Origin of the sequence: Marinobacter sp. DUT-3, from assembly GCF_050379435.1 — a bacterium.
In the GTDB taxonomy this organism is placed as follows: domain Bacteria; phylum Pseudomonadota; class Gammaproteobacteria; order Pseudomonadales; family Oleiphilaceae; genus Marinobacter.
This window is the reverse complement of sequence record NZ_JBNRMG010000004.1, coordinates 109627-126415: the sequence shown is the minus strand read 5'-3', so window position 1 is coordinate 126415 and position 16789 is coordinate 109627. Positions and strand designations below refer to the sequence as shown.

At 59.0% G+C, this 16789-nt stretch carries 13 protein-coding genes; 8 read left to right on the top strand and 5 right to left on the bottom strand.

The window, feature by feature from the left end:
• Positions 1-41 precede the first annotated feature (41 nt).
• The 4 genes from pstC to phoU are packed head-to-tail and all read left to right on the top strand — an operon-like array spanning position 42 to position 4364.
• Entirely contained in the window at positions 42-1430 is a 1389-nt protein-coding gene (gene pstC / locus ACQUWM_RS08925) for a phosphate ABC transporter permease subunit PstC (RefSeq protein WP_428921883.1), read from the top strand.
• On the top strand, positions 1423-2700 hold the full coding sequence (gene pstA / locus ACQUWM_RS08920) for a phosphate ABC transporter permease PstA (protein WP_428921882.1): 1278 nt from the start codon (positions 1423-1425) through the stop codon (positions 2698-2700). The genes pstC and pstA overlap by 8 nt, the downstream gene beginning before the upstream one ends.
• Before the next feature lie 17 nt (positions 2701-2717).
• A complete protein-coding gene (gene pstB, locus ACQUWM_RS08915; protein ID WP_428922105.1) occupies positions 2718-3608 on the top strand; it encodes a phosphate ABC transporter ATP-binding protein PstB in 891 nt (296 codons plus the stop codon).
• 33 nt (positions 3609-3641) lie between these two features.
• Positions 3642-4364, top strand: a complete 723-nt coding sequence (phoU, locus tag ACQUWM_RS08910; RefSeq protein WP_428921881.1) for a phosphate signaling complex protein PhoU — start codon at positions 3642-3644, stop codon at positions 4362-4364.
• A 355-nt stretch (positions 4365-4719) separates the two neighbouring features.
• On the opposite strand, the gene ACQUWM_RS08905 is transcribed toward phoU, so the two are convergent.
• The 5 genes from ACQUWM_RS08905 to mnmH form a co-directional block, all read right to left on the bottom strand.
• A complete protein-coding gene (locus ACQUWM_RS08905) occupies positions 4720-5085 on the bottom strand; it encodes a histidine triad nucleotide-binding protein (protein ID WP_428921880.1) in 366 nt (121 codons plus the stop codon).
• A gap of 29 nt (positions 5086-5114) precedes the next feature.
• Positions 5115-6410 (bottom strand): FAD-dependent monooxygenase, encoded by a 1296-nt coding sequence (locus ACQUWM_RS08900; RefSeq protein ID WP_428921879.1) that lies wholly within the window; start codon positions 6408-6410, stop codon positions 5115-5117.
• An 80-nt stretch (positions 6411-6490) separates the two neighbouring features.
• Positions 6491-7048 carry an aminoacyl-tRNA deacylase gene (locus ACQUWM_RS08895; RefSeq protein ID WP_407002912.1) on the bottom strand — a complete coding sequence of 186 codons (558 nt, stop codon included), beginning with the start codon at positions 7046-7048 and terminating at the stop codon, positions 6491-6493.
• 154 nt (positions 7049-7202) lie between these two features.
• Positions 7203-8060, bottom strand: a complete 858-nt coding sequence (locus tag ACQUWM_RS08890; protein WP_428921878.1) for a mechanosensitive ion channel family protein — start codon at positions 8058-8060, stop codon at positions 7203-7205.
• 62 nt (positions 8061-8122) lie between these two features.
• Complete coding sequence (mnmH, locus tag ACQUWM_RS08885) at positions 8123-9214, bottom strand: tRNA 2-selenouridine(34) synthase MnmH (protein WP_428921877.1); 1092 nt, start codon at positions 9212-9214, stop codon at positions 8123-8125.
• Between the two features lie 136 nt (positions 9215-9350).
• Here mnmH and ACQUWM_RS08880 point away from each other — a divergent pair, with 136 nt between their 5' ends.
• The 4 genes from ACQUWM_RS08880 (at position 9351) to ACQUWM_RS08865 (ending at position 16783) form a co-directional block, all read left to right on the top strand.
• Positions 9351-10016 carry a class I SAM-dependent methyltransferase gene (locus ACQUWM_RS08880; protein ID WP_428921876.1) on the top strand — a complete coding sequence of 222 codons (666 nt, stop codon included), beginning with the start codon at positions 9351-9353 and terminating at the stop codon, positions 10014-10016.
• 536 nt (positions 10017-10552) lie between these two features.
• Entirely contained in the window at positions 10553-11311 is a 759-nt protein-coding gene (gene cysZ / locus ACQUWM_RS08875) for a sulfate transporter CysZ (protein WP_407002908.1), read from the top strand.
• 60 nt (positions 11312-11371) lie between these two features.
• On the top strand, positions 11372-14233 hold the full coding sequence (rapA, locus tag ACQUWM_RS08870) for an RNA polymerase-associated protein RapA (protein WP_428921875.1): 2862 nt from the start codon (positions 11372-11374) through the stop codon (positions 14231-14233).
• Between the two features lie 102 nt (positions 14234-14335).
• Complete coding sequence (locus tag ACQUWM_RS08865) at positions 14336-16783, top strand: acyl-CoA dehydrogenase (RefSeq protein WP_428922104.1); 2448 nt, start codon at positions 14336-14338, stop codon at positions 16781-16783.
• Positions 16784-16789: the final 6 nt, after the last annotated feature.

Genomic DNA, 16789 nt, shown 5'->3' with positions numbered 1-16789 from the left:
ACGCCTTAGCTAACTAATACGCCAACACGACAGAGACTGTTATGCAGACGGCTAACCTTTTGCCCCTTGTTCTGGTTCTCGCGGTTGCTGCCTATGGACTCGCATTCATGCGTTCCAGGGCGGTAGCGGCGCCGCTTGGCGGAATCCGGAACCTCAAGGCGCTTCCTTTCTATTACGCGGCGCGGGCCGCCCTCTGGTGCGCGATTCCCGCCCTTGTTGTTCTGGCAATCTGGACCGGCTTTGAGGGCAAAGTCATTCAGGGCATTGTCATCGCGTCATTGCCACAGGATGTGTGGCCCAAATCACCGGGGCAGGCCAGCCTGGTGATTTCCCAGATCGGTAACGTGGCTGCAGGTAAACTGAATCCGGATTTCGTGCCGGAACACATCGCTGGTGCTGCGGGGCTGCTGGAAACACTCCGGGATCAGAGCAGGCTGTTCAAGGCGATTCTGGTGGTGCTGATCGCGGTGCTGGGCGCCGCTTTCGCGTGGACCCGCGTGGCGCCCCATATCAATGCCCGCGAAAGCGTGGAAAAAACCCTCCGCCGGATCTTCTTTGTGTGTGCGGCGGTTGCCGTGCTGACCACCGTTGGCATCGTATTCTCGGTGATTTTCGAAACTGTGCGATTTTTCGGCAAGGTACCGATCACCGAATTCCTGTTTGGTACCTCATGGAGCCCGCAAACCGCGTTGCGTGCGGATCAGGTCGGCTCCGATGGCGCCTTCGGCATGATCCCGCTGTTCACCGGCACGCTGTTGATTTCAGCAATCGCTCTTTTTGTCGCGGTGCCGATCGGTTTGCTGTCGGCCATTTACCTGTCGGAATACGCCAGCAAGCGCATTCGCTCCACGGTCAAGCCGCTGCTGGAAATGCTGGCTGGCGTGCCTACGGTTGTTTATGGCTTTTTCGCGGCACTGACGGTCGCGCCGTTCATTCGTGATCTGGCGGAGCTGGTCGGGCTGGAGGCGTCCTCCCAGAGCGCTCTTGCGGCGGGGCTGGTGATGGGCATCATGATCATTCCTTTTGTCTCATCCCTGTCGGACGACGTTATCAACGCGGTCCCCCAGACTCTGCGGGACGGTTCCCTGGCCCTGGGCGCGACCCAGTCAGAAACCATGAAGAACGTGATTTTCCCGGCGGCGTTGCCGGGCATCATCGGCGGCATCCTGCTGGCGGCATCGCGGGCCATTGGTGAAACCATGATCGTGGTGATGGCGGCAGGCCTGGCCGCCAACCTGACCGCCAACCCACTGGATTCGGTAACCACGGTGACCGTTCAGATTGCCACGTTGCTGGTAGGTGACCAGGAGTTCGACAGTGCCAAGACCCTGTCGGCATTTGCCCTGGGCATGATGCTGTTCATTGTGACGCTGGCGCTCAACGTGGTTGCACTCAAGATTGTACGCAAATATAGGGAACAGTATGACTGATCAACGTTCTCAAGCGGAGTTAGTCCGTCAGTCACTGGCGCGCCGGTACCGTAAGGAGCGCCGTTTCCGTCTGTACGGCATTCTGGCCATTTCCATCGCGCTGGCGTCTCTGTTCATCCTGTTTGCCGACATCATCGGCAAGGGCCACACCGGGTTTGTGAAGACAACGATTACCCTCGATGTGACGCTGGATTCCGAAGCCATGTACCTGGATGATCCGACTGATGAAGATCAGATCTCCATGGCGGATTTCGCTGCGCCGATTATTGCGGCGCTGCAAGAGCATTTTCCGAATGCCGAAGGTGCGTCGGCGAGGCGCGAACTGGGCCGGATGGTTGGCAGCTACGCAGCCAGCGATATTCGCGATTTCCTCGAGAACAATCCGGATTTGCTGAATACCACGCAAACCATGGAGTTCCTCGCGCACGACACGGTGTCGGTGTATGTGAAGCATGCTGACAATCCCAGCTACAGTATCCGCCTGTCGGAGCGACAGCAGGGATGGGTTGATGAACTGCTGGAGAAGGGCGTTATTGATACCGGTTTCAATGATGTACTGTTCAGCCGGGGTGACTCGCGGGAGCCCGGCAACGCCGGCATTCTGGGCGCCATCGTAGGATCGTTGCTGACGATGCTGGTTACCCTGGCGATCTCGTTTCCGATGGGGATTGCGGCAGCCATCTACCTGGAAGAGTTCGCACCCCAGAACAGGATCACTGACTTCATCGAGGTCAACATCAACAACCTGGCGGCGGTGCCCTCAATCATCTTTGGTCTGTTGGGCCTGGCGGTGTTTATCGGGCTGTTCGGCATGCCACGTTCGGTGCCGGTGGTGGGTGGTCTGGTGTTGGCACTGATGACCCTGCCAACCATCATCATTTCCAGTCGTGCGGCCATCAAGAGCGTGCCGCCGTCGATCCGGGAAGCGGCCGAAGGTATTGGCGCGTCGAAAATGCAGGTGGTGCTTCATCATGTGGTGCCGCTGGCCATGCCCGGCATGCTGACCGGCTCCATCATCGGTATGGCGCAGGCACTGGGTGAAACCGCGCCGCTGCTGTTGATTGGCATGGTGGCCTTCATTGTCGAAGTGCCTGACGGTTTCTTCAGTTCCGCAACGGTACTGCCGGTACAGATTTACCTTTGGGCAAGCAGCTCCGAGCAAGGCTTTGTCGAGCTGGCTTCTGCCGGCATCATGGTGCTGCTTGCTTTTATGATCAGTATGAATGCATTGGCCATCTGGCTCCGTAAGCGTCTTGAGCGCCGGTGGTAAAGGAGAAAGCTATGAATATGAACGAATCGATTACCAGCGTAGCTGAAACATCGGATGACAGCGTGAAGGTCCCTCAGGAGCCCACCACCGCCACAAAGCGGGAAGACATTGCGGTTGAAGAAGGCAAAACCGTCGGCGTTCCCTACGCTGACGATCCCAAGTTCAAGCTTCGCAACGTCGAGGTGTTCTACGGTGAGGATCGCGCCATCAAGGACATCAGCCTGGACATCGCCCGTAACGAGGTGATCTCTTTCATCGGCCCGTCCGGCTGCGGCAAGTCCACGTTCCTGCGCTGCCTGAACCGCATGAACGACAGCATTGATATCTGTAAGGTCAAAGGGCAGCTGATGCTGGATGACGAGGATATCTACCACTCCAGGAAAGACGTGGTGGAGTTGCGTGCCCGCGTGGGCATGGTGTTCCAGAAGCCGAACCCGTTTCCCAAGTCGATCTACGACAACGTGGCTTATGGCCCGCGCATTCACGGCCTCGCCAACCGCAAATCGGAACTGGATGAGATCGTTGAAAACAGCTTGCGCAAGGCCGGCCTCTGGAGCGAGGTGAAAGACCGCCTGGACGCCACGGCAACCGGTATGTCCGGTGGTCAGCAGCAGCGCCTGTGTATCGCCCGCGCCATCGCCGTCAGCCCGGAAGTGATCCTGATGGACGAACCGTGTTCAGCGCTGGACCCCATCGCAACCGCTCGGGTGGAAGAACTGATCTCCGAAATGTCGGAAAGCTACACCATCGTGATCGTGACCCACTCCATGCAGCAGGCGGCCAGGGTGTCTCACCGCACCGCGTATTTCCATCTGGGGCATCTGGTGGAAGTCAACGAAACCTCCAAGGTCTTTACCGCACCCGAGCATGAACTGACCGAATCCTACATCACTGGCCGTTTCGGCTAATCCGGTCATTGTTGAACATTGGAGAACAGAGCTATGCCAAATAAAAAGGACGACGTATACGGCGATCACATATCGCACAAGTTCAACGATGAACTGCTGGAGCTCAAGACCGAGTTCCTGAAAATGGGCGGTATGGTCGAATCCCAGGTGGAACGCGCCATCCAGGCCTTGGTGGATAACGATGGCCACCTGGCGGATGAAGTGCGCGCCGGCGACAAGAAGGTCGACCAGATGGAGATCGACATCGATGAAGAGGCGACTTTGATCATCGCCCGCCGTCAGCCCACCGCGCGGGATCTGCGCCTGGTGATTTCGGTGATCAAAATGGTCGCGGACCTTGAGCGGGTAGGGGATGAAGCGAAGAAGATCGCCAAGTTCGCTATCAAGCTTAATGAAGAAGGCCAGGCTCCCCGCGGCTACGTGGAAGTCCGTCACATTGGCAACCACGTACTGGCTATGCTGCACGATGCCCTTGATGCCTTCGCCCGCCTGGATTCACAGCAGGCGCTGCGGATCATGAAAGAGGACAAGCGGGTTGATGAGGAGTACCAGGCAGCCACGCGAACGTTGCTGACGTTCATGATGGAAGACACGCGCAACATCTCACGCTGCATGTCGGTGATGTGGGTGCTTCGTGCCCTGGAGCGGGTGGGTGATCACGCCTGCAATATTGCCGAGAATGTGATTTTCATGGTCAAGGGCGAGGATGTTCGCCATACGCCGGTGGAAGAGGCCGAGAAGGTCGTCGGTCGCTGACTTGGTTCTTTTGGGCCGGGCTTTATAAGGCTTGGCGGGAGGGCCGGTGTGTGGTTCGGCTTTCCGGGACACGCTCAAGCCGTCCGTGGGCGCTTAGCTTTCGCCATCCATGGCGAAAGATAGTCCCGGAAAGCCGAACCACACACCGGCCAACCGGGGCTGGGAGAAGCCCGGATTTACTATCACCGAAGTGCGCTCAAGTCTTTTCGAAGCATTGGCACCAAGGTACGAGCAAGTGGGCCGGTAATGCTGTTTGGGACTATCTTTGGCCATGGATGGCCAAAGCTAAGCGCGCATGGATGCCTTGAGCGTGTCCCAAACAGCATTACCGGCCCGCTTGCCTACTCCCAAAGCCTCAGGCCTGCTTCATCTTGTCAGTATACGGAGGCCAACCCAGTGGCTTGCCGGCCAGTACATGCAGGTGGATGTGGAACACTGTCTGCCCGGAGTTTTCGCCGCAGTTCATCACCACCCGATAGCCATCGTCTGCTACCCCCTTTTCCCGGGCAACCTGCGCTGCTACCAGATACAGATGTCCGACCAGCTCGCGGTCGGCTTCGGTGATGTCATTGATGGTGGCGATGGGCTTTTTCGGGATCACCAGAAAATGCACCGGCGCCTGTGGATTGATGTCGCTGAACGCCAGGCTGATGTCGTCCTCGTAGAGAATGTCTGCCGGAATTTCCCGGTTGATGATCTTGGTGAAAATCGTTTCTGACATGTAGGGCTCCTTGGTTTTTTATACCGGTTTCAGAACTGATTCAGCCCCGGTAAACGGGCAGTGATCTGTTTGAGAACCGCCGGCAGCTCTTCGTCGATCCCCATGGCGTAGCGGGCAACCTGGTTGCGGGCGAAGGGCAGGGCGCGGGCCGCCCCCAGACCGAGGTTGCGTAACAGGTGAACCGGCGGGATACGGTTGCTGAACAGGTGGTAGAAGGCGTCCATCGCCAGCATCATACGGCGGTTGGCGGGGCGTCGTTGCTGCTCGTAGCGTGCAAGCCACTGTGGGTCAGCGAGATCGCAGCCGGCCCGTCGGGCCTCGCGAATCAGGGATTGCAGACAGGCGGCGTCCTGGAAGCCGAGGTTGACGCCCTGTCCAGCCAATGGGTTGATGGTATGGGCGGCGTCGCCGACCAGAACTACTCGCCCATTGCTGTACTGTTTCGCGTGTTGCCGGGCGATGGGGAAGCTGGCCCGGGCATCGACGTGTGTCAGTGGTGGCAGGTCAGTGGGGAAGCCCTTCTGGATCTCCTCCATCAGTGATTCGGTGTCCAGCGACTTCAGTCGGGCGAGTTCCCCGGGAGCGTCGTACCAAACCAGTGATGCCCAGCTTTCTCCTGGGTGCTGATCGCCCGCGCTGTGCAGCGGCAGGAAGGCCCGGGGGCCGGACGGGTGGAAGGCTTGCCAGGTGATGTCTTCCACCGGCCCCAGGTAACGCACCGAGACGACCATGGCCTGCTGGGCATACTGGTCACGGGTGACGCCGATACCCGCCATGTCCCGTATCCGTGACAGGGCACCGTCGGCGCCAATCACCAGTTCACAGGTCAGTTCGCTACCATCTTCCAGGGTCACGGTTGCCCGGTCGTTGCCGTTATCCACGGCGGTCACGCCGTTGCCGGAGAGAACGGTCACGGAGGGCTGCTCTTCGGCACATTGCCACAGCGCCTGCTGGGTGATCCGATTCTCAACAATGTGGCCCAGATGGGTGGCCGAGAGGCTGGCAGCGTCAAAGACGACCTCGCCCAGTTTGCGGGGGATGAGGCTGCTGAGGGGGTGTTGCGTCTGGTCCCAGACCGCAAGACGGCGGTAGACCGTGGTTCGCATGGCCAACATCCGTGGCCAGGCGCCGAGTTGCTGCAGGTAGCGTTCACTCCCGGCGCTGAGGGCGGAAACACGAATGTCGGGAGGCGAGCTGGTGTCGAAGGATGGAGCGCCGGCTTTGTCGACCAGAGCCACGCGGAAACCGCTCTGGCCCAGGCCCGTGGCCAGGGCTGCACCCACCATGCCGGCACCGGCAACAACTATGTCAAAAGCTTGAGTCATAACGGGTTCCTGTCTGAGGCTTCCAGTTTACGCGATGGAAGATTTCAGACAAGCGACCCGACACTGTCCGGCACCGTCGGTCAGTAGCCGGCGGCCCTTGGTACCCGAGATCTGGATAGATGTTCCGGGCGACGACGGCCTTTTGCCAGCCAGGCTGGTTTCTGGGCACCCGGCTTGGTGAACCCCTGGTTGAGCACCATCGGCTGTACCAGTTCCAGAAAATCGGTGGTTTTCATGTGTACCGATTCGGTATGCGTGCCTGCGGCAAACGCCAGTTCCTGCTGTTCCGTCAGGGCTTCGGCGCAATAGACTGACATTTCGAACAGATTGCCGAAGGGAGGCATGGCGCCGACTTCGCACTCGGGAAAGCGGTCCTGGAATTCCTGCTCGTCGGCAAGGTCGACAAAATCGGTATCAAGGATGCCGGAGAGGCGGTCCCAGCGAATACGCCAGGTGGCGGGCATGACCAGCATGGCCATTTTTCCATCGAGCTCTATGATGACGGTTTTGACAACCCGGTCACCAGCAATTTTTACGTGGTGGGCCAGTTCCTGGGCGGTGAACGCTGGAGGGTGGGACAGGCACATGTATTCCACGTTGGCCTGATCGAGGAAATCCTTCAATTGCTGTACCGGCATAGTGACAACCTCCTACCAGCAATGACAGCGAACTGGGGCCGGTGGTTGTTCTATGCCTGACCCCGGTGGCCTGTCGCTGGCTCCCCTGGTGGAGAACCAGCGCCATTATCGTCAGCTTAGTTGAGGCTGAGCAGAATGCGAGTAACCGGATGTATTATTGAGACACCTGTCCCGATTCCCCTGAGTGGGTGTAAACGTGTACATCGCGCTGTGGGAATGGAATAGTGATGCCTTCTTCATCGAACGCTTTCTTCACCTTTTCCTGCATATCCCAGTAGTACGGCCAGAGATTGTCAGTGGCTACCCAGGCTCGGAACATGATGTCGACGGAGTTGTCACCAAGCCCGCCCACGCAGATTCTTGGCGGCGGATCCATCAGCGAGCGATCGTCTTCCTCGAACAGGCGCTGGCAGATGGCCTTGGCCTTGTCGATGTCATCGTCATAGCCAATGCCGAACGTCATGTCGCAGCGGCGCTTGTCATAAATGCTGACATTCACCAGGGTTGCATTGGACAGGCTGCCGTTGGGGATGACGACGCGGCGGTTGTCGAAGGTGTTGACGATGGTATACAGGATGCTGATCTCGTCGACCGCACCGAGGAAGCCCTGGGCCTCGATGGTGTCACCCACCTTGAATGGCTTGAAGATCAGGATCAGCACCCCACCGGCAAAGTTGCCCAGGCTGCCTTGCAGGGCCAGGCCGATGGCCAGGCCGGCAGCACCGAGGACGGCAATGAATGAGGTGGTGGCAATGCCGACCATGGAGGCGACGGAAATCAGCAGCAGGATCTTGAGGATTGTACCGATCAGGCCGCACAGGAACTTGTTCAGTGTCGGGTCTTTCTGGCTCAACTTGGCATCGAGGACGGCAACAAATCGCTTGATCAGCCAGAGGCCGACAATCAGGGTGATAATCGCAAGAACGACTTTAGGCGCGTAGCTCATGATCAGGGTGATACCCTGATCGACAATCTCAGAGGCTTTTCCGTCTGCACCAAACAGATCTTCCATCAGGCGACTCCTTGTTCTTCGTTAGTTTTCAGGTGAATATTCAGGTTTTCCTACGAAACTGTTTAGCGATTGGCCCAGTCAATGATGGTAGCCGGAGGGCCCTGGACCACAATTCGCCCCTTCTTCTGATTCAGTTGATAGTCGTACATCGGGTCGTAATAGTCTTCCAGCAGTGTCTGGATCCATCGATTGTGACCGCCCGGATCGCCCTGGTCCCGCTGTTGATCCAGAGCTTCGGTCATCAACTCCCGAAGGTGTTTGTGCCTTTCTCCGCCCAGTCGCTTGCGGATCCGGTCCAGTGCGCTGAGCAGGTAGTCATGGAAGTTCAGCCAGCCGGCCTCGGAGCCGTCCCGGGCAGTATAGTCGGCAAGCATGTTTTCGACATAATCTTCGCGGATAATAGCAACTCGCTCCGACATTGGCTGCTCCAGCACCATCAGGGGAGCTTCGGACATTTGCTCCTTCAGGCTGTCCGGCAGCGCACAGCGTCCCACAAGCCGACTTTCATCCTCCAGGTAAATCGGGCCACCGATACGATGTTTGGCTTTGAGCATGGCCACCGCCAGACGGTTCTCGAAATCGATTTGCGAAGGTTGGGGCGTTACCTTCCGGCCGAAACTGGAACCCCGATGATTGGCCAGTCCTTCCAGATCCACCGGGTTGGGCAGCTGTTGCAGCACCCGGGTTTTCCCGGTGCCAGTACGGCCGCTCAGGATGATGAACCCGGAAGACGCTGCCACGGATTCCAGGCTGTCGATCAGGAAACGTCGAAGCGCCTTGTAACCGCCCTTGATCAGCGGGTAATCGATGCCTGAATCGCGGATCCACTGTTGCGTTAACCGCGACCTCAGCCCGCCCCTGAAACAGAACAGGTAGCCGTCGGGATGATTGGCAATGAAGCGCTTCCAGGCCTCAATGCGCTGGCCCTTGATGTCACCGGAAACCAGTTGGTGGCCGAGTTCAATGGCCTTGTCCTGGCCCTTTTCCTTATAGCAGATGCCGACCCGGTGACGTTCCTCGTCATTCATCAGCGGGGCATTCTCCGCGCACGGGAAGCTGCCCCTGTTGAACTCCGTCGGGGCGCGGACGTCCATCATCGGCGTGTCATTCAGAAACAGGGAGAGGTAATCGTCGGTATCGGGTCTGGAGGCCATTTCAGTGGTTTGGGTCGTAGGAAAAATGTCGCTGCAGTATAACGGAGACGGTGGTTTTTTGCTCGCCTGCAGGTATGGCTGTCCGCTGGCACAAGCTACAATGCAGCGCTTTCATAACCAGTGATCCGGAGCCGAGATGAACGAGGACGTACTCAACCACCACCTGCAGAAGACCCTCAGCCGTGGGCGGGTTGCGGTTACCCGACCGGCCGGGTGTCCGCAAATTGCCCTCTATCTGTTTGACCCCACGGTACTGGAAGGGCCGCTGAGTCATGAGGAAGCGCAGGCTGTGGTGGCGGAACCCGCCTACTGGTCCTTTTGCTGGGCAAGCGGGCAGGTGTTGGCGGCCTGGATCCTGGCGAACCCACAACGGGTGGCAGGCAAGCGGGTGCTGGACTTCGGTTCCGGCTCCGGTGTGGTGGCGATTGCCGCAGCGATGGCGGGTGCAGCTGAAGCCATCGTCTGTGATATTGATCCGGCTGCGCTCGACGCCGCTACTGCCAATGCGCGGCTAAACAACGTTGCGGTGACTCTGTGTGAAGACTGGCATGCCAAGCCGGAAGGTATCGACGTGGTGACGGCGGCGGATGTGCTCTATGATCCGGAGAACAAGCCGTTGCTACAGGCATTTCATAGCGTCGCCCCCCAGGTGCTGCTTGCGGATTCCCGGGTCAGGAATCTGGGTGACGAGCGGTACCAGCGTCAAACGGTGATTGAAGGCAGGACCTGGCCGGACCTCAACGAGTTCGAAGAATTCAATCAGGTCAGGATTTATCTGGTGGAAGGGTTACCGGGAGCATAGAAAAAGAAAGGGCAACCCTCAGGCTGCCCTTTTCGGAACAGGTCGTCGCGTCCTTGCGAAATTTGCAACAGCCTTGTTGCGTTATCCTTGAGCCACTCCGTGGTGCCAGCGTCCGAGCCAGCTATCCAGAAAGATTTCCCTTAAGCGAGGCGTCCATGTATCCCTGCCTCTCCCTGCATCCAGTTGCCGGGGTGCGTCCTGTGCGTCTTCCGTTTCCCTGTCATCCCTGACGAATCCACTATAGCAACCCTGGTCTGACAAACGTGTGACATACGCAGGTCCTTACGCCGTCATTTGTATGACGCCTTTGGTTAGTTTAGGTAAAACAGTAAGTTAGTTGAGCTGCGGTTTTATGTGATCGGAGTGCCTACGCAATGTTTCCGCAAGGGCTTACGAGCTTGTAGGAAATATCGCACAAGAGAACTGGAGAAATTCTCACATCCGTGAATCCGGGATCTCATCGGGCTGTGGTGAGTGTGGCAACATGGTATGCTTTGCGCCCCGTCACTGTCATTGAAGCGGAGGTAATGCCACCTATGTTGAAGGGAAACTTTTTTCGTGGCCTGGGCTACCTCGGTGAAGGTTTCAGGTTGATTCGCCAGCCTGGCCTGCGCTTGTTCGTGGTTATTCCCCTGATTATCAACATCCTGCTGTTCGGTTTGCTGTTCTATTTTCTCGCTGAACTGTTCGCCGCCATGATCGCTGCCGCCATGGGCTGGTTGCCTGACTGGGCCTGGCTGCAGAGCCTGGACTGGTTGTTCTGGATTCTGTACGGCGTGGTGATTCTGCTGATGCTGGCCTACGGGTTTGTCATTCTGGCGAACCTGATCGGGTCGCCCTTCTATGGCTACCTGGCGGAGCTGACCGAGAAGCACCTTACCGGCCAGGAGGTCAGCACCGACGATGGCTGGGGCGAGATCATCCGGGACATTCCCCGCGCCCTGTGGCGTGAAGTGCAGAAAATTCTCTATTACCTGCCGCGGGCCATCGGCCTGTTGATCATTGGGCTGATTCCGGTGGTTAACCTGGTGGCTGCCGTGCTGTGGTTCCTCTTTAACTGCTGGATGATGTCGCTGCAGTACGTGGATTACCCGGCGGACAATCATAAGGTCAGTTTCCCCGCATTGCGCAAGCTATTGGGAGATACCCGGCTGTCTGCCTTCGGTTTTGGTCTGCCGGTGGCGCTGGCCGCCATGGTGCCGGTGTTGAACCTGGTGGTGGTACCGGCGGCGGTGTGTGGCGCGGCGGCTTACTGGGTGCGTGAGAGCGGCGCAGACTACAAACAGCTGAATTAATGACACTGACGGAAACAACGACTTAACAGACACCCTGAATTGAAACGCGACGGAGGTTTCTTGGACGCATCGGATTTTGTCATCGGCCAGCGCTGGGTCAGCCACAGCGACACCGGTCTCGGGCTTGGAATTGTCACCGACATCTCGGGACGTCGGGTCACCCTCGGGTTCCCGGCAGCCGACGAAGAGCGCACCTACGCTATTGATAACGCCCCCCTGTCCCGCATCATTTACCAGATCGGTGAAGAGATCGAGACCTTCGATGGCGATCGCTATACCGTGCGTGCGGTGGAAGAGTTGGGTGGCGTGCTGATGTACCACGCCGATGATGGCGAAGACATCCAGCAGATCTCCGAAGTCAAGTTGAGCAGTTCGGTGAATTTCTCTGCGCCCCATCAGCGCCTGTTTGCCGGCCAGTTTGACCGCAACGGCGCCTTCCGACTTCGCGTTGCGACCCTGCAGCACCAGGAGCGTTTGCGGGCATCCTCCGCCCAGGGCCTGATCGGTGCCCGTACCCAGCACCTGCCTCACCAGATCTACATTGCCCACGAAGTGGCCAGCCGCCATGCGCCAAGGGTGTTGCTGGCCGACGAAGTGGGCCTCGGCAAAACCATTGAAGCGGGCCTGATCCTTCACTATCAGCTGCACACCGGTCGCGCGAAACGGGCGTTGATCGTGGTGCCGGATTCGCTGATTCACCAGTGGCTGGTGGAAATGCTGCGGCGTTTCAACCTGCGCTTCTCCATTATCGATCAGGGACGTTACGATGCGCTGTCCGACAGTGAGGACGACGTCGACGCCTTGGTCAACAAGGTGTTCGGAGATGCGTTCTCGGTCAATCCGTTTGAAAGCGATCAACTGGTTCTGTGCAGCCTCGACTTCCTGAAGTCCAGCCCGCAGGCCCAGAAGGACGCCGTGGCGGCCGGCTGGGACCTGATGGTGGTGGACGAGGCCCATCATCTGGCCTGGAGTCCGGAGCAGGTAAGCCCGGAATACCAGTTGGTGGAAGACCTGTCGGCGGCGAGCCGGGGCTTGTTGTTGCTGACCGCAACGCCGGAACAGGTAGGCGTGGCCAGCCACTTTGCCCGCCTGAGGCTACTGGACCCTGCCCGTTTCCACGATCTTGAGGCCTTCCGTGAGGAAGAGCAGCAGTACGAAGCCATCAATGAGGTGGTGCGCCGCCTGCAGGACAACGGTGACAGCCTGACGCCGGAAGACCGGGCGGCCCTGGAGAACTGGCTGGGTGACGAGCTGGCTGTGCTGGAAGAGTCCCCCGAGCCGCAACAGGCCATCATCGATGCCCTGCTGGATCGCCACGGTACCGGGCGCGTGCTGTTCCGTAACACCCGGGCTGCGATTCAGGGCTTCCCGGAACGTCGTGTCCTGCCGGTCCCCCTGCCGTGTCCCGACAGCTATCAGCCCCACCGGTTTGGCCTCGAAAATCTGGCGCCGGAACGTGCACTGGACGAAGAGCAGTGGCTGGCGGACGACCCCCGCGTGGCCTGGCTCGAGAAAACCCTGACCAGCCTGAAGCCGGCCAAGGTGGTGGTTATCTGTGCCCACGCCAGCACTGCCATGGCGCTGGAGCATTATCTGCAGCTGCGGGCCGGTATCCGCAGTGCGGCGTTCCACGAGCACCTGAGTCTGATCGAGCGGGACCGGGCGGCGGCCTATTTCTCCGACACCGAACAGGGTGCCCAGGCGCTGATCTGTTCCGAGATTGGCAGCGAGGGGCGCAACTTCCAGTTCGCCCACCACCTGGTGCTGTTTGACCTGCCAGCCAACCCGGACTTGCTGGAGCAGCGTATCGGCCGTCTCGATCGCATTGGCCAGTCCGACACCATCGATATTCATATTCCATACCTGGAAGGCACGGTTCAGGAAGCCCAGTTCCGCTGGTTCCATGAGGGGCTCAATGCCTTTGGTGAGAGCTGTTCCGTTGGCGTTGCAGTGCAGGACAAGGTCCAGGCCGAATGGCAGCGCGTGGTGGATGGCGAATTTTCAGAACTGGACACCGTGCTGGCGGATTCCAGCGCGGAGGCCGAACGCCTGCGTACGCTGCTACAGAATGGGCGCGATGCACTGATCGAAATGAATTCCTGTCGCCGCGACGTGGCGAATGACCTGATTGGGCAGATCGAAGAGGAAGAGGGCTCCGCTGAGGTGCGGGATTATATGGTCGACGCGTTCGATATCCTCGGCGTGGATATCGAAGATCATTCCGAGCACGCCGATGTGCTCAAGCCTGGCGAGCACTATCACGCCGGGCATGTGTCCGAGTTGCCGGAAGATGGTCTGACCGTCACCTGGAGCCGGCAGCAGGCGCTGGAGCGCGAAGACATGGCGTTCATGAGCTGGGAGCACCCGCTGGTGACCGGCGTGATGGACTCGGTGACCAGTTCCGGCCTCGGCAAGGCCGCGCTCGCCAGTCTGTCGGTCAAGGCTCTGCCTGCAGGTACTTTATTGCTGGAAGCTTTGTTCACGGTGCACTGCCCGGCACCCGAATCATTGCAGTTGTCACGCTATCTGCCGGTGTCGCCGCTGCGTTTGCTGGTGGATGTCAATGGTCGCGATCTGTCCGCCGCCTTGCCCCATGACCGCCTGAACGATCTCTGCTCCAATATCCGTCGGCGCACTGCGCAGGCGATCGTGCCGCAGATCCGGCCACAGGTGGAAACCATGGTTGATCACGCCGAGGGGCTGGCGGCCCCTCATCTGGAACCGATGCGTGAAAAGGCACTGGAACAGTTAAACCAGGTGTTTGAGCCGGAAATCCGTCGTCTTGAGGCGCTGAAGAAAGTGAACCCGGCCATCCGGGACGAAGAGATCGGATTTTTCCAGGACCAGTTCGAGGCGGCAAAATCGGCGCTCACGCAGGCCAGCCTGTCCCTGGAAGGCATTCGGGTGATTGTAACTGCCTGATCATGATGTGATTACTGGCCAGGAATCATCTGATCGGTTACCTTGAACGTAACGAAATGTAGTCTTCGATATTCAATCCATGAATGACAGAGAGACCTTATGATGACTTTCATTCTGTTCGTGATCGCGGTGGCCGGTCTGTTGACCGTGGCGCGCCGGGAGTCCGGCGCCAAGCCGGCCATTGGTGTGATGGTGGTGGTGGGGCTGTTGTCCCTGATATTTGCTTCCGGAACACTCGCGCTGATTCTGTTTATCGGTGCCGGCGTAACCGCTGCAGCCGGACTGCCGGGATTCCGCCAGAGCTGGCTGACACCGCGCATTTTCGCCATGTTCAAGAAGGTGGCGCCCAAGGTTTCCGAGACGGAGAAGGTCGCCCTGGAAGCGGGCACTGTGGGCTGGGATGGTGAACTGTTCACCGGCCAGCCGGATTGGCACAACCTGCTGATCAATCGCAACACCGGCCTGAGCGATGAAGAACAGGCATTTGTGGATAACCAGTGCAACCAGGCCATCTCCATGTGTAACGCCTGGGACCTGGCGGTCGAGCGTGCCGATCTGCCGAAAGAACTGTGGGACTTCCTGAAGAGAGAGAAATTCTTCGGCATGATTATCCCGAAGGAATACGGCGGCCTGCATTTCTCGGCCAAGGCTCAAACCGCGGTGCTGCAGAAGCTGGCGGCCAACGAGATGCTGATGGTGTCCGTAGGCGTGCCGAATTCCCTCGGCCCGGGCGAGTTGCTGGTCAAGTATGGTACCGAAGAGCAGAAGAACCACTACCTGCCGCGCCTGGCGGACGGGCGTGAGATCCCCTGTTTCGGTCTGACCGGTCCCCGCGCCGGTTCGGACGCCACCTCCCTGCCGGACACCGGCATTGTCTGCAAGCAGGAGGTTGACGGTAAGGAAGTACTGGGCATCCGGCTCAACTTCGAGAAACGCTGGATTACCCTGGCACCGATCGCCACCGTGGTCGGCTTGGCGTTCCGCATGTTCGACCCGGACGGATTGCTGGGCGATACGGAAGACTACGGCATCACTTGTGCGTTGATTCCCAGAGACACCAAGGGGATGGAAATCGGTCGCCGTCATTGCCCGATTGGTCATCCGTTCCTGAATGGCCCGATCAAGGGCAAAGATGTCTTCATTCCGCTGGATTACATTATCGGTGGTCAGGAAATGGCCGGTCAGGGCTGGCGTATGCTGGTTGAATGCCTGTCCGTGGGTCGCTGTATCACCCTGCCATCCGGGGCGGCCGGTGCTGCGGCTTATGCTGTGGGCACTGCCGGTGGCTTCACCCGGATTCGTCGTCAGTTCAATACTCCGGTCGCGGATATGGAAGGGGTGCAGGAGCCCCTGGCGCGGATTGCCGCCAAGACCTACATTTCCCAGGCAGCGGTAAACCACACCGCCAACATGATCGACAAGGGCGAGAAGCCGGCCGTGCCGTCGGCGATCCTCAAATACCACCTGACCGAGTTCCAGCGCAGTGTGCTGACCGATGCCATGGATGTTCACGGCGGCAAGACGGTCACTCTCGGACCCCGTAACTACCTCGGTATCGGCTTCAGTGGTGCCGCGGTGTCCATCACCGTGGAAGGCGCCAACATCATGACTCGCAGCCTGATGATCTTTGGTCAGGGCGCTATCCGCTGCCATCCCTACGTGCTCAAGGAACTGGCCGCCAAGGACAATGACGACATCGACGCCTTCGATGATGCCTTCTTCGGCCACGCTGGTCTGATCTTTGGCAACGCTGCCCGTGCCTTCACCCAGGCCCTGGGAATAGGCCGTGCGGACGTACCGTTCGACAGCGCCAGCCGCAAGTACGCCCAGGCCGTTGCCCGCTTCAGTGCCGCCTTTGGCCTGTGCGGTGATGCCGCCATGACCACCCTGGGTAGCGAACTGAAAATGCGTGAACTGATCTCCGCGCGGCTGGGTGACATGCTGTCCAACCTGTATCTGGCGTCCATGGTGCTGAAGAACTGGCACGAAACCCAGCCGGTGGAAGGTGAGAAGGAAGTGATGGAGTACAGCCTGGCTCTGTTGCTCCACCGCACGGAAAACGCACTGGATGAATTCCTCCAGAATCTGCCCAACCGTCCGGTGGCGATGGCTCTGCGCGCTGTGACCATGCCTCTCGGTCGCCGCTGGGACGCGCCCCATGATGACCTGGCACGCAGCCTGGCCCGTGCGATCTCCACCGACACCCCGATCCGCAGCAAGCTGATTGCCAGTGCCTGGACCACCGACGGCGAAGGCAAGGTGGAAAATCCGGTGGCCCGCTACAACGGTCTTCTGCAGGATTACGACAAGGCCGAGCAGCTCTATCGCAAGGTTACCAAGGCCTACGCCAAGGGCGAATTGCCAATGACCGCGCTGCATCCTGAAGAGCGCTTCGAAGCGGCCCTGGAAGCCGGTGTATACACCAAGGAAGAGGCAGACTTCATGCGGCAGTACGAGACGGTGGTGCTGGAAATGCTCACCGTGGACGACTTCCCGTTTGATGAGTTTGCCCGTAACAAGGACACGGTGATTGATCATAATCCTGCATAACCGGGC